This window comes from Vibrio sp. Vb1337, assembly GCF_033338715.1.
Lineage (GTDB): Bacteria > Pseudomonadota > Gammaproteobacteria > Enterobacterales > Vibrionaceae > Vibrio > Vibrio alginolyticus.
In genome coordinates, this window is the sequence record NZ_JAWOTD010000030.1 from 21881 (window position 1) to 42666 (window position 20786).

A 20786-nucleotide genomic window follows, 5' to 3' on the forward strand; every position below is an offset into this window, starting at 1 on the left:
GGGATGCTCTGGCATATTTTCTTATATTCACATGTGATTCATTTCACGGCTTTAATTACTCATTCTTATTTATTTCATAAATAAACCTGATAGTAGACGCAAATGGCAGGCTCTAACCAGAGCTAAGTTTGCATTTACATAAATATCAGGTATGACAATGGACACGTTAATCAAACCCTCAATACTCGCATTAACCATCGCCAGTGCACTTAGTGCAAACGCGAACGCAGAGATTATTATTTCCCAATACGTAGAAGGCGGCGCTTATAATAAAGCGGTAGAGATCGCTAATACGGGTGATACTGCGGTGACACTCACTGGCTACGAGTTGGCGAAATCATCAAACGGTGGTGGTACTTGGGGTAGCACATTCGACCTTAGCCAAGTGACGCTACAAGCTCACCAAGTGTATGTACTGGCGCATGGTGACGCGAGCGATACCATCAAAGCTGTCTCGGATATCACAGATAAAAGCGTTGCGAACTTTAACGGTGACGACCCGATCGCACTGCTTAAAGATGGTGAAGTGCACGACATCATCGGTGTGATGGGTGACGTAGATTTTGGTAAAGACACCACATTAGTTCGTAACAGTGATGCACTAACCCCTTCTGCTACTTATGATGCATCTCAGTGGACGGCATTTGAGAAAGACAACATTGACGGCCTTGGTGAGCTAAATGCGACTGAGCCACCAGCACCATTCGCTTGTGAAGTCGACGGTCAGCAACCTAACTTCACTACCATCCAAGATATTCAAGGTGAAGGCGATACGTCTCCATTCATTGATGGTTACCCATACATTACTGACGAAGATCATTTCGTAACGGGTGTCGTGACTGCTGTTACCACTGGCCTAACCAAAGGTTTCTACCTACAAGCATTAGAAAGCGACAACAACGACAAGACCTCAGAAGGCTTGTTCATTCATACTGACGCGGCAGACACGGCGCTGAAAGCTGGTGACGTTGTTTGTGTGAAAGGTAAAGTTCAAGAGTATTACAGCAATACTCAGCTTGCTTCTGATGCTAACAGCTATGTGAAAACAGGCACATCGGATATTCCTCGAGTTACCGATCTTGTTATCAAAGAAGGTGAAACACTACGTGATGCGCTAGAGCGTCATGAAGGTATGCAAGTTGAACTAACTTCGGCAAGTGACTTGTTTGTAACTCGCAACTTCTCTTACGACTACGATTCACGTCGTAACAACATGATGTTGTCTCATGAAGCGCCATTGTTTAAGCCGACTCAATTGCACGCAGCAGAGAGCGATGCAGCCTTTGAGCTAGCAAAAGACAACGCAGCGAACCGCGTATACCTAGAATCTGATGGCAAAGCACCAAACGGCCAAATCCCTTACTACCCAGATTTTGCAAAAGATGCAGACCAAGATGGCTCTTCAGAGCAGCACATTCGCCTTGGTTCTCGAGTAGAAGGTCTACAGGGTGTCGTGGCTTACAGCTACAACGAATACCGTCTGATTGCGACCAATGAAGTCGATAACACCAACTTTGTGACTTCAGGTGAAGGCTTCGATGTGGCTCGTAAAGATGCCCCAGCGATTGCGGAATCAGATTTGCGTATTGCAAGCTTCAACGTACTGAACTACTTCAACTCCGTGGCTGACAGTGGTCATGAAAACCCAACCGGACAAAACCGTGGTGCGACTAACCTAGACGAGTTCCTGATCCAACAAGCGAAAATCGTTGCGGCGATGAACAAGATGGACGCTGACATCATTGGTTTGATGGAAGTCGAGAACAATGGCTTTGGTGATGGCAGTGCTATCCAAAACTTAGTTGATGCCCTAAATGCTGAGATTGATGACGCTGAAGATCATTACACGTATGTCGAAATCGAAGAGCAAGACAAATACCAAGACGAATACTTTGGCAGTGATGCGATCATGGTGGCGATTTTATATCGTGCTAACGCAGTAACGCCAAAAGACGCTGCAAAAGTGATCATCACGCCAGAGCAGCACATTGCAGAAAACACAATTACTCGTAAAGAGGGCACAGAAAGTAACCCTGCTTACGATAAGTACCAACGACACAGTCTACTTCAGACCTTTACGGTGAAAGAGACGGGTGAAGATTTGTCTATTGTCGTAAACCACTTTAAGTCGAAAGGCTCTGAGTGTATTGAAGAGTGGATTGCTGGTGTAGAAGATTCTGAGCCAGCGGATCTGCAAGGCAACTGTAACAACTTCCGCGTTTCTGCTGCGCACGCAGTGGGTGAAGCGTTGAAAGAGGTGAAAGGCGATGTATTGCTCATGGGCGACCTCAATGCGTATGGCATGGAAGACCCACTTCTGACACTGACTGATTACTCGAAAGAGAAATACGGCCGTGACATTTATACTGCTGCTTACACAACCATTGGTGATGGTGAACTTCAAGTAGAGAAGACCAAAATTGAAAAAGGTTACGGTCTGCACAACTTAAATACGTTGCTGCACGGCACTGATACGTTTTCTTACATCTATTCGGGCGAGCTGGGTAATTTGGACCACGCATTGGCAAGCAGTAGCCTAGCGCAAAAAGTGGTAGCAATTGAAGATTGGCACATCAACTCACTAGAGAGTAACTTGTTCGAATACAGCAGCAAGTACACAGGTGATATGCCGAAGTACAAAGATGCGTTCTCTGCCTCTGACCACGATCCAGTGATCATCGCGATTGATTTACCAGATGATGACATCGATTTACCGAAAGCAGGTGACAACTTAGCCGTCGATGTCCGTTTACCACCAACGGCGGTTGTAGGTGATATTGTTACGGTGAACTTAACGCCATCCACACAAGCGGCTGCGGCAAGTAGCGATACGAAAGCTTACTCGGCTAGCCAAACCTTAGTTCAAGCTGATATTGATGCGCGTAGTGTGAATATTGAGTTTGAACAAACGCCAGAGCAAGGTAATTATCAGTTAGAAGAGAAAGTGACTGACTCGACAGGTAATATCGTGAAGTTTAGCTCTGTTCGTGATGTTTCAATGACGCAAACTGAAACTGGAACAGAAGGGTCGAAGGATTCAGATGGTGGTTCGTTTGGTTTTGGCGCGCTATTTGCGCTGCTAGGTCTCGGCTTATTCCGTCGTCGCCGCTAAGCGAATTTACTTTCTGACAAACAGTTCCTAAATAGCTGTAAAGACCAAAGGCCAGCCTATGCTGGCCTTTTTATTCAGCAAAAACTTGCCTTTCTTGCTTGGTATAGCAAAATACCGCCCTTGATTGTCACGAACGTGGCGATTCACTACGTAAGCATTGCCAAAACGGATTGGAGCAACCGACCCTTTATGTTGTTGATCATCGATAACTACGACTCTTTTACCTACAACCTTTACCAATACTTCTGCGAGCTTGGTGCAGACGTAAAGGTGGTGCGTAACGATGAAATCGATATCCAAGGCATTGAGGCGATCAACCCAACTCATTTGGTGATCTCGCCAGGGCCATGTACGCCGAACGAAGCAGGTATTTCACTGAAAGCGATAGAACACTTCGCTGGTAAGCTTCCAATATTGGGTGTTTGCCTTGGCCATCAAGCGATAGCGCAAGTGTTTGGGGGCGAAGTGGTACGTGCACGACAAGTGATGCACGGTAAGACCTCACCGATTCGTCATAACGGTCGTAGTGTGTTTAAAAATCTGAATAACCCACTCACGGTAACTCGTTATCACTCTCTTGTGGTGAAAAACGGTACTTTACCCGACGTGTTTGAACTGACTGCATGGACAGAACTGCCTGACGGAAGCATGGATGAAATAATGGGTTACCAACATAAAACCTTGCCAATTGATGCGGTGCAGTTCCACCCAGAATCAATCAAAACTGAGCAAGGTCACGAGTTGCTTGCGAACTTTTTAGCGCGCAAAGCGATCTGATCGCGATCACTTTTCTTAACAAATCATTCATCTTTTTGCTGAGGTGAGCGGATTGCAAAACTATGCGGTTCTCTCGAGTCTCTTTGTCTATTCATGTCTTTTTAAACCTTCTATCCCCTGTATTACATAACATTTATAAAAAATCACTTCTCTATTTTACTTTCTTGATGCATAAATAGTCATAAGCAGTGATTAATGGAAGTTGCTTTCGAGAACGAAAAGAATAAATCACTATTGAAATGGTTAATTAAATGTAAATACAATGCCGCAATAGCTTAAATGCAAAACATTATTTGCTGGCAAAGAGAGCCGGTTAAATTCGCTTATCTGCTACGCATGCGGTATCAAGAAGGAATGTGCAATGACAACGGAAATTAAAGTAGAGCGCGGTTTATTCGATGAGGTAATGGTACCTTGCTATAACCCGATGGAAATGATCCCTGTTAAAGGTGAAGGTTCACGTGTTTGGGATCAGGAAGGTAATGAATACATCGACTTTGCTGGTGGTATTGCAGTGAGCTGTCTTGGCCATTGTCATCCAGTAATGGTAAACGCACTAACAGAGCAAGCTAACAAGCTTTGGCACTTAAGTAACGTTATGACGAACGAACCAGCCCTTCGTCTGGCGAAAAAGCTAACAGAAGTGAGTTTTGCTGAGCGTGTGTTCTTTGCTAACTCTGGCGCAGAAGCAAACGAAGCCGCTTTGAAGCTGGCACGTCGTTATGCAGCAGACGTTCATGGCACTGAGAAGTCTGAAATCATTGCATTCAAACAAGGTTTCCACGGTCGTACATTCTTTACCGTAACGGTTGGTGGCCAAGCTGCATACTCTGACGGCTTCGGTCCTAAGCCAGGCGACGTGACACACCTTCCTTACAACGATATCGAAGCTTTACAAGCACACATGTCTGATCGTACTTGTGCGGTCATGATGGAGCCACTACAAGGTGAAGGCGGCATCGTGCCACCAACGCCTGAGTTCGCTCAAGCGGTTCGCGAGCTGTGTGACAAACACAACGCCTTACTGATCTTCGATGAAGTGCAAACTGGTAATGGCCGAACAGGTAACTTCTACGCTTACCAAGGTTTAGGTATCACGCCAGATATTCTAAGTACTGCGAAATCACTTGGTGGCGGTTTCCCGATCGGTGCAATGCTAACGACAGCAAAATTGGCAGAGCACATGAAAGTGGGCACTCACGGTTCTACATATGGCGGTAACCCACTAGCGTGTGCGGTTGCAGAAGCGGTTGTAAATGAAGTTACTAAGCCAGAGGTGTTGGCTGGTGTGCTAGAACGCGAAGCAATGTTCCGTGAAGGTCTAGAGAAGATCAACGCGAAGTACAACATCTTCTCAGAAGTGCGCGGTCAAGGCCTATTACTTGGCGCTGCACTAAATGAAGAATGGCAAGGCCGTGCGCGTGACGTGCTGGTTGCTGCAGGTAAACAAGGTCTCATGGTATTGGTTGCGGGTGCCAATGTCGTACGTTTCACACCATCACTCGTTATCACACAACAAGAAATTGAAGAAGGCTTGGCGAAACTGGATAAAGCGATCGCGACTTTAGTTTAAGCGCGATATCAGTTTAAACGTCAACGCAGACACCCCCGTCAAGGATCTCTGATGGGGGAATTGTTCCTACAATATAGTTAGGATCTTCTTGCATCTGGAGGGAGTATTGATGCTAGTAGTTCGCCCTATCGCGATGTCGGATTACGACGCACTGCACACTTGTGCGGTGGAGTCTGGTCACGGATTTACATCTCTACCGGTTAACGAAGAACTGTTAACCAATCGAATCAAACATTCAGAGTACAGCTTTGGTAAGCCAGATGTGGCAGAACCAGGCGATGAAGGCTACCTGATGGTTGGCTTTGACTCTGAAACGGGTGAGGTTGCGGGTACCACCGGAATCGAAGCATCTATCGGCTGGGATGTCCCATTTTACTCATATCACATTAGTAAAGTCGTGCACTCGTCGCCAAAGCTTGGCGTTAACAACGTCGTTAAACTGCTTACTTTTGGTAATAACTACACGGGTAACAGCGAAATTTGTACCTTGTTCTTGCGTGAGAAATTCCGCCAAGGTCTGAATGGTCGTCTAATGTCGAAGTGTCGTTTCCTAATGATGGCAGAGCACCCAGAGCGCTTCTCTGAAACGATCTTTGCGGAGATGCGTGGCGTTTCAGACGACGAAGGTAATTCACCATTCTGGCAATGGCTTCAAGAGCATTTCTTCTCTATCGATTTCACGCTTGCAGATTACCTGACAGGTATCGGCAAGAAAGGCTTTATCGCCGACTTGATGCCGAAACTGCCTATTTACATCAACCTGCTCAGCCCAGAAGCGCAAGCCGTGATTGGTCAAGTACATGACAACACGCGTCCAGCGCTGAAGCTGCTTGAGCGTGAAGGTTTTACCAACCGAGGCTACGTCGACATCTTCGATGGTGGCCCAACGGTTGAGTGTGATCTGCGTAATATTGAGTCGGTACGTCATTCATTCCGTGCGCAAGTCATAATCTCTGAACATTCCAGCACACAAGACTTCTTGATGTGTAATTCATCTTTCGAGAACTTCCGTGCGACAGTCACTAAAGCGGCGTATGACGCAGAAACACAAAGCGTGATGATTGCACCAGACGTTGCGGATGCACTTTCGGTTGAAGAAGGGGATTTCGTTCGCCTTCTTCCGCAGTAACAGACGACAGAATTTAAGGATAGAAACAATGACACATTGGATTGCAGGTGAATGGGTACAAGGTCAGGGTGAAGCATTTACGTCTCTGTCGCCGTACAACCAAGAAGTGATCTGGCAAGGCAAAGGTGCAACGGCAGAGCAGGTGAACCAGGCGGTATCTGCAGCGCGTGAAGCGTTTATTGACTGGAAAAAGCGTCCATTTTCAGAGCGTGAGGCAATCGTGTTGGCTTTTGCGGAGAAAGTAAAAGAGAACAGCGAAAAAATCGCCGAAGTGATTGCCAAAGAAACTGGTAAGCCGATTTGGGAAACGCGCACTGAAGCAGCAGCCATGGCAGGTAAAATTGCCATTTCGATTCGCGCTTATCATGACCGTACTGGTGAGGCGAGCCGTGAAGCAGCAGGCAACCAAATCGTATTGCGCCACCGCCCATTGGGCGTGATGGCGGTGTTTGGTCCTTACAACTTCCCAGGCCACCTACCAAATGGTCACATTGTGCCTGCGCTACTGGCTGGTAACACGGTAGTCTTCAAACCGTCTGAGCAAACGCCATGGACGGGTGAATTGGCAATGAAGTTATGGGAAGAAGCCGGTCTGCCGAAAGGCGTGATTAACCTTGTTCAAGGCGCGAAAGAAACTGGTATCGCCCTAGCTGACGCAAAAGGCATTGATGGCGTACTGTTTACGGGTAGCGCGAATACGGGGCATGTATTACACCGTCAATTTGCGGGTCAACCGGGCAAGATGCTCGCACTAGAAATGGGGGGTAATAACCCGATGGTGATCTCTGATAAATATGGTGATTTGGATGCCACGGTTTATACCATCATCCAGTCAGCGTTTATCAGTGCTGGGCAGCGTTGTACGTGTGCTCGTCGTTTGTATGTGCCATTGGGTGAAAAAGGTGATGCGCTTATCACCAAGCTCGTTGAAGCGACACGCAATATTCGCGTAGACCAACCATTTGCAGAACCTGCGCCATTTATGGGACCGCAAATATCGGTCGCGGCAGCCAAGTTTATTCTTGATGCACAAGCTAACCTACAGTCTCTTGGCGGTGAAAGCTTAATTGAAGCGAAAGCAGGAGAGGCGGCGTTTGTTTCTCCTGGTATCATTGATGTAACGAACATTGCTGAGTTACCAGATGAAGAGTACTTCGGCCCACTTCTGCAAGTGGTGCGCTACGAAGGATTAGACAAAGCCGTGGCGCTAGCAAACGATACGCGCTTTGGCTTATCTGCTGGTTTGGTTTCAACCGACGACCAAGAATGGGAATACTTCGTTGACCACATTCGTGCAGGTATCGTGAACCGTAACCGCCAGCTCACTGGTGCAAGCGGTGATGCGCCATTTGGTGGTCCGGGGGCGTCGGGTAACTTGCGCCCAAGCGCTTACTACGCAGCAGATTACTGTGCGTACCCAATGGCATCAATGGAAGGTCAAGAAACTGTCTTGCCTGCAACATTGAGTCCAGGTGTAGCGCTATAAGTTTTAATTATAGAGTCGCAACTATGCATTGCGGCTCACCTTGCCGGCGCATCATTTAGGTATGGGTTGTAGTGATCGTTGGCAGAACACGAAAAGTGAGCAAAGACTCGGAAAAGCGTGTTGACTGACTGGCATTTACCGTCACAGGTTGATGGTTGCTCGTTCATTATTCTGGACAACTTTTGTTGTGAACGAGCAGCCAACGTCCGCTTACCTTTAAACTCTACATCTCGTAACAAGGAGTCGTTATGACGCCCGATGTGTTATTTGAATCGCTATGGCAAGATTACATTCAACGTCTTTGCCCTTCGGCTGCTAAAGTGCATCAGCTGCTTCAAGAAGATGAGCCTCTGATTAATGATCATATAGCTTTACGTACCTTCAATATCGCGCCTCTTGGTATTGAAACTCTAGCTAAGCCATTTGTAGCTATTGGTTACAAGGCTTGTGGTGATTACGTTTTCGAAAGCAAAAAGCTGGTTGCTAAGCACTATGAGCACCCAGATCCGAAGCAACCTAAAGTATTTATTAGTGAGCTAAAAGTTGAAGAGTGCTCACCTGAGCTACAAGAAATTGTGAAAAATTTGGTGGCACAAGTCGATGCTGACAAACTGAACGATAGCGCATTCTTACATGGTGGACGCTTGTGGGATTTAAGCTTTGCTGATTACCAAACATTGGCTAAAGAAAGTGAGTACGCATCTTGGCTTGCGGCGCATGGTTACGGAGCAAACCACTTCACGGTGAGCGTTAACCAGCTCAATGAATATGAAGAAGTGAAGCAGGTAAACGATCATCTGCGTACCGCTGGGTTTACCATTAATGAAAATGGTGGTGAAGTGAAGGGTACTCCTGAGGTGTTGCTAGAGCAGTCATCGACCATGGCAGATAAAGTAGCGGTTCGTTTTAGCGAAGGCACTGAAATTATCCCTGGCGGGTTTTATGAATTTGCTAAGCGCTATCCGATGGAAAATGGTGATTTGTACCCAGGTTTCGTGGCCGCTTCAGCGGACAAAATCTTTGAAAGTACGAATGGCTAAGTTTTAGGGTTAACCTGTTAAGCTTACTCATTAGTGTTCGCTGCACCCTATCTCATTTGGTCATGAGTAAATAAAAAGCCACCAATGTTGCCATTGGTGGCTTTTATAATTTTGTTCGTGTCACTCTAGTTCGAGATTAACGAGTACCGTAAACCACGATGGTTTTACCGTGAGCAGAGATTAGGTTCTGCTCTTCTAGCATCTTCAAGATACGACCTACTGTCTCACGAGAACAGCCAACAATTTGACCGATTTCTTGACGAGTGATCTTGATTTGCATGCCGTCTGGGTGAGTCATTGCGTCTGGTTGTTTTGCAAGGTTCAGAAGCGTCTGAGCGATACGACCAGTTACGTCTAGGAACGCCAGGTCACCCACTTTTTGGCTAGTTACTTGAAGACGACGAGCCATCTGCGCAGAAAGACGCATTAGGATGTCTGGGTTTACTTGGATAAGCTGACGGAACTTCTTGAAAGAAATTTCAGCAACTTCACAAGGAGATTTAGCACGAACCCAAGCTGTGCGCTCTTGGTCTTCCTCGAATAGACCAAGTTCACCAATAAAGTCTCCTTGGTTTAGGTAAGAAAGGATCATCTCCTTACCTTCTTCGTCTTTGATAAGAACCGCAACAGAACCTTTAACGATGTAGTACAAAGTTTCTGCCTTTTCGCCCGCGTGAATTAGCGTGCTCTTTGAAGGGTACTTATGAATATGACAGTGTGAAAGAAACCACTCTAATGTTGGGTCGGTTTGAGGTTTACCTAGAACCATAATATCTCACTTCCTCTGCAGGGTACGCTTGCGCTATCCATATTTTAGCTAAGCCTGAATTAGGCCTACTAGAATAAGAGCACTTTTTATATGCTGCAAGCTCTCTTGTGTTTCGGTAAGAAATAGTATCCTTTTTCGAAAACGATTTCTTGATTTTAATCGTGCCATGATTGAGATTTTGTAAGCAAAACTGTGCACATGATCACGGTATGAAAAGTAAACATCTTCGCAGGCAGGTTTTTAGCCAATTTTCCCTGTTTCGATGAGCTGTTGTAGGATAGGCCGAACTATGAGCTCCATTGCAAAGCTCATCTTACCGCCGGGTACGACAATCGTGTTGTGGCGTGACATGAATGAGCCATCAATCATGGCCAGCAGATATGGGAAGTCGACATTCTTGATACCGCGTAGGCGAATCACCACAAAACTCTCATCCAAACTAGGGATGCCTTTTGCATTAAGTGGGTTGGAAGTATCAACGGTCGGTACGCGCTGGAAGTTGATGTGAGTACGAGAAAACTGCGGAGTGATATAGTTGAGGTAATCGTCCATGGATCGCACGATTGAGTCCATTACCGCTTCACGCGAATGGCCGCGATCGCGAGTGTCACGTACGAATTTTTGTATCCACTCTAAGTTCACAATCGGCACCATGCCGATTAAGAAATCCACATGTTGAGCAACATTAACATCGCCATCGACCACGCCACCATGTAACCCTTCATAAAACAGAACGTCGCTGTTTTCGGGTAAGTCTTGCCACGGTGTAAACGTGCCTGGCATTTGATTGTAGGGAACCGCTTCGTCAAACGTGTGCAGATAACGGCGCACGCTGCCAGTGCCGTCATGCCCGAACTTACGGAAAAACTCTTCTAATCCCGGGAAGTCATTAGCTTGTGGGCCAAAGTAGCTAATGTGTCGACCTTGCTCGCGGGCTTTGCGAATTTCGATGTCCATTTCTGGGCGAGTAAAGCGATGGAAGCTATCGCCTTCAACCCATGCGGGTTTAACGTTCATCATATTGAACATTTTACGGAAGGCTTCAGATGTAGTGGTCGTGCCGGCACCGGACGAACCAGTAACCGCAATAATTGGGTGTTTAGCTGACATGACAAACCTTGTCGAAAATTACTTACCTGTAATGTGCAGTAGAGTTACTACTGCACGGTCGATATCCCACTATAGCACGTAACAATACCTTGTCATCGAGTGGGATACGGTAAAATGTGAAGGGTCTAAAATTTTGTTTTATGCTGAATATCGACGGTTTCGTGTAGCTCAGAGAACACGATAACCGCTTCACCTTTTTCCAATTGAGCTTTAACTTGATCAATTTTGTCTTGCAAAGAAACCTCGACGGTTCCGTAATCCGTTCCTTCGCGTAAGACGAATTCACGAATTAAGTTTTCCAATGTTTCCGGCGCAATGTCTTGCCATGGAATGATCATAAATACCTCTAACTTTTATGATGAGCGGCTAGTTTACTGCGTTCGTTGCTTGGATACAGCAGAAAGGTAATCTGCGGCGATACTTTCGTAATACGCGGGCAGCGCTTCCTCCAACCAAAACTTAGGTTTTAACGCCGTTCCTGTCAGGAAACCAACATGGCCACCGTGTTCAAAGAGACGGTAATCAATGTTATCTGGCAGAACAAATTTCGGGATCACATCGTCGGTCATGAATGGATCGTCTTTGGCGTGAATGATCAGTGTCGGTAGCGTGATCTGTTGTAATTTACTTAAGCCAGAACATTGATCGTAATAATCTTGTGCGTCTTTAAAACCGTGCAGTGGTGCCGTGATCAAATCATCGAATTCATACAGCCGTGTGACACGTTTTATTGAGTTGTAGGACAGCGCAAGCTCACCATGCAGTAGATGATGCTTTTGTAACGCGTTACGTTTCAGTGAAGAAAGCAGGTAACGGCGATACACTTTTGAAAAGCCTTGTTCTATACGGTTCGCACACGCCGCTAGGTCTAAAGGCGCTGAGATAATAGTCGCTGCATTCAAAATAGGGTGGTCTTTATATTGGGCTAAATAATTCGCCAACATGTTACCGCCAAGAGAAATACCAACTGCAACTTTGGGGTTATCAGGAAAACGTTGTTCAAGGTGCTCTAGGAAGTAACGAGCATCCGTCACTTCACCCGAGTGGTAAGCTCGTGCTTTTTTGTTTGGTTTACCGCTGCAGCCACGAAAATGCATCATCACCGACAGCCATCCAGATTGAGCAAATGCATTCATTAACCCATTGGCATAAGGGCTATAGAAGCACCCCTCTAACCCATGAAATAAAACAAAAATCGGCTTTTTTTGTGCAGGCTCTTGGGTTGGGTCCTCGCTCCACGCGAGATCGAGAAAGTCGCCATCGGATGTATCGAGGGTTTGCCAAATCGGCGTAAATAACGCTTTTTTGCGAATAAAACGCGGCAAAAGCGTTTGGAGATGCGGGTTTTTGATCCCGGCGGCTGCGAAAAATTGTGTCATACCTAACTGCTCTTATGCGGTCCTTCGGTGTCCGTTGAAGAACTTATTAATATAATCCTTTATAAAGATTATAGGTATTCTACAGATTTATGGGCGTTTTGGTGGTTGAATGTTTGGCACCGGAATAGCAAAGGCTTGCTGCAAATGCTCCCCACCGAGTTGACGACAGTATCTCAACGTCAGTGGGTCACCATCATTTTTGAGTAGTGTAAGTGAGTTAATGCAGTCCACCAAATCCGCTTGTTGCTGCTTTTCTAGTTGCAGCTCAAACTGCAAGGTCTCACGATACAAAGCGTCATTGACTTGAGACTTAAGGTGGCGACGAAGGTCGCGAAAGGAGTGAAGTAAAGTTTCGCTTCTACCTAGACAGTCTTGCACCAAGGGCCAGTCTTTTTCTTGGAAAATGAGTTGCTGCTCATCGAGCCATCTGAGCAGCAGGAGTAGGTTCACGTTACCGTGGTAGTTGTTCTGTAATGATAAACACGCCTCTTTCACTTCTCGCACACCATAAAATTGCAGACTAAACTGCCAAAGGTGTTCTAGGGTGAGTGTGTATTCAGCGTGTTGATTACTCATTGATTAAACTCTAGCTCCATCTGCTCCAATGTTTCTTGAGCAGACATCCATTCCATTTCAATTTCTTCGAGCTCAGCCTTACTAGAAGCTTGAAGTGCCAGCACTTGGTTAAGTTTAGCTTTATTTTCGGCCGCATACAGTGAGTTCTCCGCCAATTGTTCTTCAGCTTCGGCCAGTGCAGCACCTAACTTATCCATTTTATTTTCTAGTTGTGTCAGCGTTTTGCGAATTGGCGCTGTCTGTTTTCGAAATTCTGCATCGCGACGTTTCTGCTCTTTTTTCGCTGCCGCGCTGTTGGCGCTATCTTTGGCTGGCTGTGCGGCTTGTGCTTCTTTGCGTTCCGCTCTTTGTTGCTCGGTTAACCACTTGTAGTAGTCGTTTAAGTCACCATCGAACGGCGCAACTTGACGATCATGCACCAAGTACAAGTCATCGGTTGTAGCACGCAATAGGTAACGGTCGTGCGAAACAATCACCATTGCACCTTCGAACGTTTGCAGTGCCATCGTCAATGCTTGGCGCATGTCCAAGTCTAAGTGGTTGGTCGGTTCATCAAGTAGCAACAGGTTTGGCTTTTGCCACACAATTAAAGCCAATACCAAACGGGCTTTTTCGCCACCAGAAAACGGCGCAACTTTTTCTAGTGCTTTGTCACCTTGGAAGCCAAAGCTACCTAGGTAATCACGTAGCTGCTGTTCGGTTTGATCGGGTGCGATTTGCATCATGTGTTGCAGCGGCGTTTCTTCAGGGTGAAGCGTTTCTAACTGGTGCTGAGCGAAGTAACCAATTTTCACGCCTTGTGAGTAAGTTAGGTCACCACCTTGCGCGTTAAGTTCACCAGAGAGCAGCTTGATTAAGGTCGATTTACCCGCACCATTACGGCCGAGTAGACCAATACGACTGCCAGGAACCAAGTTCAAGCGGATCTTCTCTAAGATCAGGTTGTCACCGTAACCTGCAGATACTTCATCCATCATCATGATTGGGTTTGGCAGCGCAGCTGGCTCACGGAATTGGAAGCTAAATGGGTTATCGAATTGAGCTGGCAGTACTTTTTCCATGCGCTCCAAAGCTTTGATACGGCTTTGGGCTTGGCGTGCTTTTGATGCTTTGTAACGGAAGCGGTCGATGTAGCTTTGCATGTGCGACATCTGCTTCTGTTGCTTTTCAAACATCGCTTGTTGTAACACCATCTTTTGTGCGCGTTGGTTTTCGAATGACGAGTAGTTACCCGTGTATTCGTTCAGCTGCTGATTCTCGATGTGAATGATGCGACCAACAATTGGATCAAGGAAGTCTCGGTCGTGCGAGATCAGAATCAGCGTGCCAGGGTAGTTTTGTAGCCAACGCTCTAACCACATTACCGCGTCCAAATCCAAGTGGTTGGTTGGTTCGTCGAGTAGCAGTAGATCAGAACGACACAATAGCGCTTGAGCCAAGTTAAGACGCATACGCCAACCACCCGAGAATTGGGTCAAACTCCAACTCATTTGCTCTTGGCTGAACCCTAAACCATCGAGCAGTTCTGCCGCGCGAGCGCGAATGCTGTAACCACCAATGGTTTCAATTTTACCGTGTATCTCGGCAACTAGGGTTCCGTTGTCTTGTGTTTCTGCTTCAGCTAACTGCTTTTCGAGAGCGCGGTATTCGCGATCACCATCAATGACGTATTCCAGTGCAGTGCGCTCTAGCGCAGGCGTTTCCTGTGCGACCCAGGCCAACTCCCAATGTTGAGGTTGGCTAAATGAGCCAGCATCAATTGACAGTTCATCTTTCAGTAGGGCAAACAGCGTTGATTTACCGCAGCCGTTTTTGCCCACAAGACCGACTTTATCGCCAGGGTGAATAGTCGCAGAAGCTTGGTCTAAAAGAGGTTTACCGCCACGCAGTAACTGAATATCAGAGAAGGTAATCATAAAGTTTTCATTCACTTTGCGCAGTGCGCGTTGCTTGGTTACATAGCGAAGTGGTTTCAATCGTTTTAAAGCCACTTGGGTATATATCTAGCGGTGAATAGTAGGGGTATTGACCGGAAAAGTCGATTGATTCGCTTTAATTGCATTATGCTGTACAAAAAAGTATAACAATTTGATAACGGATAAAAATAACCACAAGGACGACCATTTGGCTGTTGCACCGTCTATTCTCCCAAAAGTTCTGGTCATTTATGCTCATCCAGAGCCACATAACTCGATTGCCAATCAAGTGATGATAAAAAAAGCTCAGTCGCTTGATCACGTCACTGTGCACGATCTTTACGGTGTTTACCCCGATTTCTTTATTGATGTGAATTATGAACATGAGTTGTTGCTCGCTCACGATGTGATCGTATTTCACCACCCACTTTATATGTATTCATGTCCAGCCCTATTAAAAGAGTGGCTAGACCGAGTGTTAGGTAAAGGCTTTGCGTTTGGCGGAGGTGCGGCGCTAGAAGGAAAATACTGGCGCAGTGTCATTACAACAGGTGGTAAAGAAGAAGCCTTCAGCGCGAAGGGGTACAACAAATACCCACTTGAGCAAATCTTGCAACCGTTTGAACTGACGGCAGCCCTATGCCAGATGCACTGGATTGAACCACTGGTGTTGTATTGGTCAAGAAATGTTTCAGATATTGAACGCTACGAACATGCCGAGTTATACCGTGGATGGCTGAGTAACCCACTTGAAAACTGGCAAGCGGCAGATCGAGGAGGTCAGTATGGCGATCACCAGTGAGTTTCTTCAAAGCAGTGTGGTCTTTCTTTCGGCTGCGGTTATTGCGGTGCCGATTGCTCAGCGCCTTGGGCTTGGCTCGGTTTTAGGTTATTTACTCGCTGGTGTGTTGATTGGCCCATGGGGGCTTGGCTTAATTAGCGACGTTGATGCCATTTTGCATTTTGCCGAGCTTGGGGTTGTGTTGTTACTGTTTTTGATAGGGCTGGAATTAAACCCTAAAAAATTGTGGCAGATGCGAGGGCCGATTTTAGGTTTAGGCGGTGCGCAGGTTGTGGTCACGACCGCCGTGATTGGTAGTGTCGTCAGTATGTTTGGCGTAAGCATGCAAGTGAGTTTAGTGATCGGGATGGGGTTGGCGCTGTCCTCGACGGCGATTGCGCTTAAAGTCATTGAAGAGCAAGGGCTTAATGGTACCGAAACGGGGCAATCTGGTTTTGCGGTGCTGCTCTTTCAAGATATTGCAGTGATCCCGATGCTGGCGATGTTGCCCTTGCTAGCAGGCGGGCATAGTGGTGGAAGTTGGTTGGATGTCTTCACTATTTTAGGCAGTGTGGTAGCACTGTTGATTGGTGGTCACTTTTTACTACGTCCGCTATTTCGTTTTGTCGTGATGAGCGGCGTTCGTGAACTCTTTACCGTTGCTGCACTTTTAGTCGTGCTTGGCATTTCGGTCGTGATGCAAAAGCTCGGCCTTTCGATGGCATTGGGGACTTTTTTAGCAGGCGTTTTGCTGGCAGAGAGTGAGTATCGCCATGAGTTGGAAATCGCTATCGAGCCATTTAAAGGTCTGTTGTTGGGGTTATTCTTTATTGCGGTGGGCATGGCGGTAAACTTGGGGTTATTGGCATTACATCCTTTAGAGATTCTCGGTGCGGTGGTGGCTTTGGTCGTGGTTAAGGGTTTGGTTTTGTATGCATTGGCGAGAGCTGCCCGTGTCGGAGCCAAAGCGAGAAGCCGTATGGCTGCAATTTTGAGCCAAGGCGGTGAGTTTGCCTTTGTTATATTTACCGCGGCGAGCCAAGAGGGCATTTTGTCCAAAGAGCAAGTGGCGTTTCTGTTGGTGGTGGTCAGTCTATCCATGGTGACGACTCCTCTTTTGCTGATGGGACAAAAGAAGTGGTTTGCTCATACCCTGAATCAAGAAGAAGAGGGCATGACCACGAAAGTCGTGGATCGCCGACCACGCGTTATCATTGCAGGCTTTGGACGTTTCGGTCAGATCGTCGGACGTTTAATGTATGCCAATAAAATCAAAGTGACAGTATTAGAAAGTGATGCCAGCCAAATCCACCTATTACGTAAGTATGGTTACAAAGTGTTTTATGGCGATGCTACACAAATTGACCTATTGAGGGCTGCTGGCGCTGATAAAGCGGAAGCATTGATTATTTGTACTGATTCACCTGATGAGGTGATGGCTATCGTGGACATTTGTCGCGTGCACTTCCCGAAACTTAAGTTGTTAGCCCGAGCAAGAAGCCGTGTCGAGGCTTACCAGTTAATGAGTCATGGTGTAGAGAATTACTCTCGTGAAACATTTTTAGGGGCGCTAGATCTCGGTCGCCAAGCGCTCGTAGAACTGGGTATGCATCCTTATCAAGCAAAGCGGGCAGAAGCACATTTTCGCAAGTTGGATAATGCTATGCTTAAGGACTTATTGCCTCAACACAATGAAGATAAGAAATTAGCTCAAAGGGCGAAAGAGGCACGCAAAGAGCTAGAAGAAATATTTGGTCGTGAAATGGAGAGCGACCATCAGTCACCTAATCATTGGAAGTAGTACTTGAGCCAAGACTCAAGCTAAGGAAATAGCGTGAAAATCAAGAAACGTTTTATTGCCGGCGCTAGCTGCCCAAATTGCAGCCAGCAAGATACCCTGCGCTGGTGGATTGAAAATAACATCGAGTTAGTTGAGTGTGTCGAGTGTGAGTTTACAGAGCAGCGTAAACCACAATCTGTAGAGAAAAATAAACACTCAGATCAGGAAATGATCGGAATTTTTAAGCCGGAGTAATTGAACTTCGATAATTGATCCCCATAATACACCCAGATATCTCAGTACTTAACCCCATTCAGGTTAAGTCAATTAATCTCCCTGGAGTTAGTATGAAAATTGAAAAGAACGTTGTTGCAAGCCTTGCATACAAAGTAATGATGGAAGACGGTGTCGTTGTTGATCAATCAACAGCAGAAGCACCTCTAGATTACCTTCACGGTCACAACAACCTAATCACAGGTCTTGAAAAAGAACTTGAAGGTAAAGTGGCTGGCGACAAGTTCTCAGTAACGGTAGCTCCTGAAGAAGCTTACGGTGAGCACAACGATGCGCTAGTACAGCGCGTTCCTGCGGACGTGTTCCAAGGCGTTGAGCAAATCGAAGTGGGCATGCGCTTCCTAGCTGACACTGACCAAGGTCCAATCCCTGTTGAAGTAACAGAAGTTGACGGCAACGAAGTGGTTGTTGACGGTAACCATATGTTAGCTGGTCAAACACTAACTTTCGAAGTAGAAGTTATGTCTACACGTGAAGCAACAGCAGAAGAGATCGAACACGGTCACATCCATCAAGGTGGTGGCTGTTGTGGTGGTCACGATCATGACCACGATCACGAAGAAGAAGGCGGCTGCTGTGGCGGCGGTAGCTGTGGTTCTCACTAATCATAAGCGCCTTCACTAGATAATCTTATCTAGCAAAGCTTTGAAAAGCGCAAGTTGAGTTTTCAACTTGCGCTTTTTGTTTATCTAAGGTGTAGTGCCAACCATACAAGGAATAACAGTTGGACAAAGCGATGACGAAACCTTTCTCGATTGCCATTCATGGCGGTGCAGGCACCATCTTGCGTGAACAGATGAGCGATGAGCTGCAACAATCCATCTTGGCGGATTTAGAAGCTGCGGTAAAAGCGGGAGATCAAATTCTAGAAACGGGCGGTGAAGCCTTAGATGCCGTCGTAGCGGCAGTGAAAGTATTGGAAGACTCTCCTAACTTTAATGCGGGTAAAGGCTCAGTGCTGACCAACAACGAAATGGTTGAAATGGACGCTTCTGTGATGGATGGGCGAAACCTTGCAGCAGGTGCGGTCGCTGGGGTTCGTCATATCAGAAACCCAATTGAACTCGCTCGTGACGTGATGCGAAACAGCAATCATGTGTTGTTGGTGGGTGAGGGCGCAGAGACGTTTGCTTTTGAGCAAGGCCATGAGTATACCGAGCAAGATTACTTCTTTACTGATCGCCGATATGAGCAGTTGCTGTCTATGCGTGAGAAAGGACTATTTGCTTTGTCGGAATCTCGTTACCCAGATGACCGTAAGCACGGTACGGTTGGTGCGGTGGCATTGGACCAACAAGGCAACTTAGCCGCTGCCACCAGTACGGGTGGCGTGACGAATAAGAAATACAACCGAGTCGGAGATTCGGCTCTGATTGGTTGTGGTACGGTGGCCGAAAATGGCGTTGTGGCAGTTTCCACTACGGGTGTCGGTGAGTTCTTTATTCGTAAACGTGTTGCGGAAGACGTTGCAGCACGTATGCGTTACTTACAAGAAGATATTCATACGGCTTGTGAACACATTATCCAAGGTGCTCTCAAACAGATGGGCGGAGAGGGCGGTTTGATTGCCATTGATGCTAAAGGTGAGATGCACTTTGCGATGAACAGTTCTGGCATGTACCGAGCAGGCATTAATACGCAAGGCGAGCTGAGCGTTAAAATCTACGCCGACGAATAGCTTCCTCTTGAGTACCTTCTTAAGTAATTAATACAACAAAGCCCAGAACATGTTCTGGGCTTTATGCTATTTGAGCCTGCATTTTAATAATGCGGTGGTGGGGTTTCTTCTGACGGATCGGCTAAATTCGACGAGTCCATATTTTTTACTTTACCTACCACATATTTCATCTGATCGAGCATCTTGGTAATTTGCAGTTGTTGCTGCGATAAAGCGCCGTTCAGATCTTCAATAGTCTGTTCTTGGAACGCAAGCTGACATTCTAAGTCATTAATGCGTGCTTCCAATTGCTGAATGATTTTTTCTGTCATGATCCGTTCTCTAACTGCCAAGCTTGGGCAATACCTGCTGAAGTAGCAGTAATTACGCGTTGTTTTGAATCAAAGGCTGCATCATACACGACCGCACGGGGAGGGCGAGTGTCTTTTTTGGGCTCCACTTCAAATCCACTCATTCGTTTTCCGGTTTGAGTATCCCATATCGACACACGGCCAGAAGGGCTTCCTGTGACTAGTTGAGTCCCGTCGTCAGAAAATCGTGCGGTAGAGAAAATTAATTGGCGTGACCAACTGCTCAACTGTGTGACTTCTTGTCCAGTTTTTAAATCCCAAACAATCGCTTGGTTTCCGCCATCAGATGTCATTGCTAATTTTCCATCTCTTTGCAGGGCCACGCGAACAATTCGTTGTTCATGTTCGAAGATTCGTAGTACTTGTCCGGTTTCGGTGTCCCACAGATACGCTTTATAGTCATTACCTCCGGTTAGGGCGAAGCGCCCATTAGGAGAAATGGCCACGGAATTGACTTTTTCACGATGTGCAAGGAACTCCATGCGACGCCCGGTGACTAAGTTGACATAAATTGCTTTACCGTTGGATAACCCAAGCAGAACTTGTTCACCATTACTGGTGATATCAACGTCGCGAATGAGCGCATCAGAGATAGACCAAAGGCCTTCGGATTGCGTCCAGCCTAGGTCCCAAACTGCGAAGTTCATTTGGCTTGCTGTAATTGCGTAGCGACCATTGTCAGATATGCGGATATGGGAAACCACATTGGCATCGGCATCGAGTTCACCCAGGTTGGCTAGTTGTTCATTTTGCTCTAGGTCCCACAACATCAAATGACGTTGTTGAGAATAGAGCAGAGCAAACCGCCCATCTCTGCTAAGTGCGAAGCTCGTCGCACCTTGAGGTTCTATCGGCCAACGCTGCACTTCACGCTCGGCGAAAAAGCAACCATTTAACGTGGTGATGACAATTAAATATAGGAATAAATGAAAAATTCTTTGCATCACATCTAATAATCCGGTTTGTGTCTTAAGACATATAGCTAGTATATTGGTATAACGATTGTCTTCACTAGTCTCATAGAAGATTTGTGCAC

General features: G+C 46.5%; 19 protein-coding genes. 11 read left to right on the forward strand and 8 right to left on the reverse strand.

Annotation, left to right across the window (positions count from 1 at the left end; translation table 11 throughout):
* The first annotated feature begins 157 nt into the window (after positions 1-157).
* The 6 genes from R7E42_RS22070 to R7E42_RS22095 all read left to right on the forward strand — a co-directional run bounded on the left by R7E42_RS22070 (position 158) and on the right by R7E42_RS22095 (position 9117).
* Positions 158-3112: an ExeM/NucH family extracellular endonuclease gene (locus tag R7E42_RS22070; RefSeq protein ID WP_225466746.1), complete on the forward strand. Its 2955-nt coding sequence runs from the start codon at positions 158-160 to the stop codon at positions 3110-3112.
* Positions 3113-3301: 189 nt separating this feature from the next.
* Entirely contained in the window at positions 3302-3889 is a 588-nt protein-coding gene (locus R7E42_RS22075; RefSeq protein WP_033907164.1) for an aminodeoxychorismate/anthranilate synthase component II, read from the forward strand.
* 361 nt (positions 3890-4250) lie between these two features.
* A complete protein-coding gene (locus R7E42_RS22080; protein ID WP_005381420.1) occupies positions 4251-5462 on the forward strand; it encodes an aspartate aminotransferase family protein in 1212 nt (403 codons plus the stop codon).
* A gap of 109 nt (positions 5463-5571) precedes the next feature.
* Positions 5572-6591, forward strand: coding sequence for an arginine N-succinyltransferase (gene astA / locus R7E42_RS22085; protein WP_318072992.1), 1020 nt, complete (start codon positions 5572-5574; stop codon positions 6589-6591).
* A 28-nt stretch (positions 6592-6619) separates the two neighbouring features.
* On the forward strand, positions 6620-8077 hold the full coding sequence (astD, locus tag R7E42_RS22090) for a succinylglutamate-semialdehyde dehydrogenase (protein ID WP_005381424.1): 1458 nt from the start codon (positions 6620-6622) through the stop codon (positions 8075-8077).
* Positions 8078-8325: 248 nt separating this feature from the next.
* Positions 8326-9117: a DUF1338 domain-containing protein gene (locus R7E42_RS22095; RefSeq protein ID WP_042523639.1), complete on the forward strand. Its 792-nt coding sequence runs from the start codon at positions 8326-8328 to the stop codon at positions 9115-9117.
* Between the two features lie 136 nt (positions 9118-9253).
* On the opposite strand, the gene crp is transcribed toward R7E42_RS22095, so the two are convergent.
* The 6 genes from crp to R7E42_RS22125 form a co-directional block, all read right to left on the reverse strand.
* On the reverse strand, positions 9254-9886 hold the full coding sequence (gene crp, locus R7E42_RS22100) for a cAMP-activated global transcriptional regulator CRP (protein WP_005381432.1): 633 nt from the start codon (positions 9884-9886) through the stop codon (positions 9254-9256).
* 240 nt (positions 9887-10126) lie between these two features.
* Positions 10127-10996 (reverse strand): phosphoribulokinase, encoded by an 870-nt coding sequence (locus tag R7E42_RS22105; protein ID WP_005381434.1) that lies wholly within the window; start codon positions 10994-10996, stop codon positions 10127-10129.
* Positions 10997-11121: 125 nt separating this feature from the next.
* Entirely contained in the window at positions 11122-11334 is a 213-nt protein-coding gene (locus R7E42_RS22110; RefSeq protein ID WP_005382815.1) for a YheU family protein, read from the reverse strand.
* Between the two features lie 33 nt (positions 11335-11367).
* A complete protein-coding gene (locus R7E42_RS22115; RefSeq protein ID WP_033907159.1) occupies positions 11368-12375 on the reverse strand; it encodes a hydrolase in 1008 nt (335 codons plus the stop codon).
* 87 nt (positions 12376-12462) lie between these two features.
* Positions 12463-12951 (reverse strand): TIGR02444 family protein, encoded by a 489-nt coding sequence (locus R7E42_RS22120; RefSeq protein WP_005381440.1) that lies wholly within the window; start codon positions 12949-12951, stop codon positions 12463-12465.
* Positions 12948-14867: an ABC transporter ATP-binding protein gene (locus R7E42_RS22125; protein WP_005381442.1), complete on the reverse strand. Its 1920-nt coding sequence runs from the start codon at positions 14865-14867 to the stop codon at positions 12948-12950. Before R7E42_RS22125 ends, R7E42_RS22120 begins: the two co-directional genes overlap by 4 nt.
* A gap of 208 nt (positions 14868-15075) precedes the next feature.
* Here R7E42_RS22125 and kefG point away from each other — a divergent pair, with 208 nt between their 5' ends.
* From kefG to R7E42_RS22150, 5 genes are all read left to right on the forward strand, one after another.
* The gene (kefG, locus tag R7E42_RS22130) at positions 15076-15669 is read left to right on the forward strand and encodes a glutathione-regulated potassium-efflux system ancillary protein KefG (RefSeq protein WP_005381444.1); all 594 of its coding nucleotides are present in this window, start codon (positions 15076-15078) and stop codon (positions 15667-15669) included.
* Positions 15653-17449 (forward strand): glutathione-regulated potassium-efflux system protein KefB, encoded by a 1797-nt coding sequence (kefB, locus tag R7E42_RS22135; protein WP_017633740.1) that lies wholly within the window; start codon positions 15653-15655, stop codon positions 17447-17449. The genes kefG and kefB overlap by 17 nt, the downstream gene beginning before the upstream one ends.
* A 33-nt stretch (positions 17450-17482) precedes the next feature.
* A complete protein-coding gene (locus tag R7E42_RS22140; protein ID WP_005381449.1) occupies positions 17483-17683 on the forward strand; it encodes a YheV family putative zinc ribbon protein in 201 nt (66 codons plus the stop codon).
* 92 nt (positions 17684-17775) lie between these two features.
* A complete protein-coding gene (gene slyD / locus R7E42_RS22145) occupies positions 17776-18327 on the forward strand; it encodes a peptidylprolyl isomerase (RefSeq protein WP_005381451.1) in 552 nt (183 codons plus the stop codon).
* 131 nt (positions 18328-18458) lie between these two features.
* Positions 18459-19400 (forward strand): isoaspartyl peptidase/L-asparaginase, encoded by a 942-nt coding sequence (locus R7E42_RS22150; protein ID WP_318072993.1) that lies wholly within the window; start codon positions 18459-18461, stop codon positions 19398-19400.
* Positions 19401-19483: 83 nt separating this feature from the next.
* On the opposite strand, the gene R7E42_RS22155 is transcribed toward R7E42_RS22150, so the two are convergent.
* The gene (locus tag R7E42_RS22155) at positions 19484-19711 is read right to left on the reverse strand and encodes a SlyX family protein (RefSeq protein WP_005381455.1); all 228 of its coding nucleotides are present in this window, start codon (positions 19709-19711) and stop codon (positions 19484-19486) included.
* Positions 19708-20694: a WD40 repeat domain-containing protein gene (locus tag R7E42_RS22160; RefSeq protein WP_054575287.1), complete on the reverse strand. Its 987-nt coding sequence runs from the start codon at positions 20692-20694 to the stop codon at positions 19708-19710. The genes R7E42_RS22155 and R7E42_RS22160 overlap by 4 nt, the downstream gene beginning before the upstream one ends.
* Between the last annotated feature and the right edge of the window lie 92 nt (positions 20695-20786).

Excerpts from the sequence above, each read along its gene's own strand:
- R7E42_RS22070 (WP_225466746.1), top strand. The coding sequence starts at position 158 with ATGGACACGTTAATCAAACCCTCAATACTCGCATTAACCATCGCCAGT.
- R7E42_RS22075 (WP_033907164.1), top strand. The coding sequence starts at position 3,302 with ATGTTGTTGATCATCGATAACTACGACTCTTTTACCTACAACCTTTAC.
- R7E42_RS22080 (WP_005381420.1), top strand. The coding sequence starts at position 4,251 with ATGACAACGGAAATTAAAGTAGAGCGCGGTTTATTCGATGAGGTAATG.
- astA (WP_318072992.1), top strand. The coding sequence starts at position 5,572 with ATGCTAGTAGTTCGCCCTATCGCGATGTCGGATTACGACGCACTGCAC.
- astD (WP_005381424.1), top strand. The coding sequence starts at position 6,620 with ATGACACATTGGATTGCAGGTGAATGGGTACAAGGTCAGGGTGAAGCA.
- R7E42_RS22095 (WP_042523639.1), top strand. The coding sequence starts at position 8,326 with ATGACGCCCGATGTGTTATTTGAATCGCTATGGCAAGATTACATTCAA.
- crp (WP_005381432.1), bottom strand. The coding sequence starts at position 9,886 with ATGGTTCTAGGTAAACCTCAAACCGACCCAACATTAGAGTGGTTTCTT.
- R7E42_RS22105 (WP_005381434.1), bottom strand. The coding sequence starts at position 10,996 with ATGTCAGCTAAACACCCAATTATTGCGGTTACTGGTTCGTCCGGTGCC.
- R7E42_RS22110 (WP_005382815.1), bottom strand. The coding sequence starts at position 11,334 with ATGATCATTCCATGGCAAGACATTGCGCCGGAAACATTGGAAAACTTA.
- R7E42_RS22115 (WP_033907159.1), bottom strand. The coding sequence starts at position 12,375 with ATGACACAATTTTTCGCAGCCGCCGGGATCAAAAACCCGCATCTCCAA.
- R7E42_RS22120 (WP_005381440.1), bottom strand. The coding sequence starts at position 12,951 with ATGAGTAATCAACACGCTGAATACACACTCACCCTAGAACACCTTTGG.
- R7E42_RS22125 (WP_005381442.1), bottom strand. The coding sequence starts at position 14,867 with ATGATTACCTTCTCTGATATTCAGTTACTGCGTGGCGGTAAACCTCTT.
- kefB (WP_017633740.1), top strand. The coding sequence starts at position 15,653 with ATGGCGATCACCAGTGAGTTTCTTCAAAGCAGTGTGGTCTTTCTTTCG.
- slyD (WP_005381451.1), top strand. The coding sequence starts at position 17,776 with ATGAAAATTGAAAAGAACGTTGTTGCAAGCCTTGCATACAAAGTAATG.
- R7E42_RS22150 (WP_318072993.1), top strand. The coding sequence starts at position 18,459 with ATGACGAAACCTTTCTCGATTGCCATTCATGGCGGTGCAGGCACCATC.
- R7E42_RS22155 (WP_005381455.1), bottom strand. The coding sequence starts at position 19,711 with ATGACAGAAAAAATCATTCAGCAATTGGAAGCACGCATTAATGACTTA.
- R7E42_RS22160 (WP_054575287.1), bottom strand. The coding sequence starts at position 20,694 with ATGCAAAGAATTTTTCATTTATTCCTATATTTAATTGTCATCACCACG.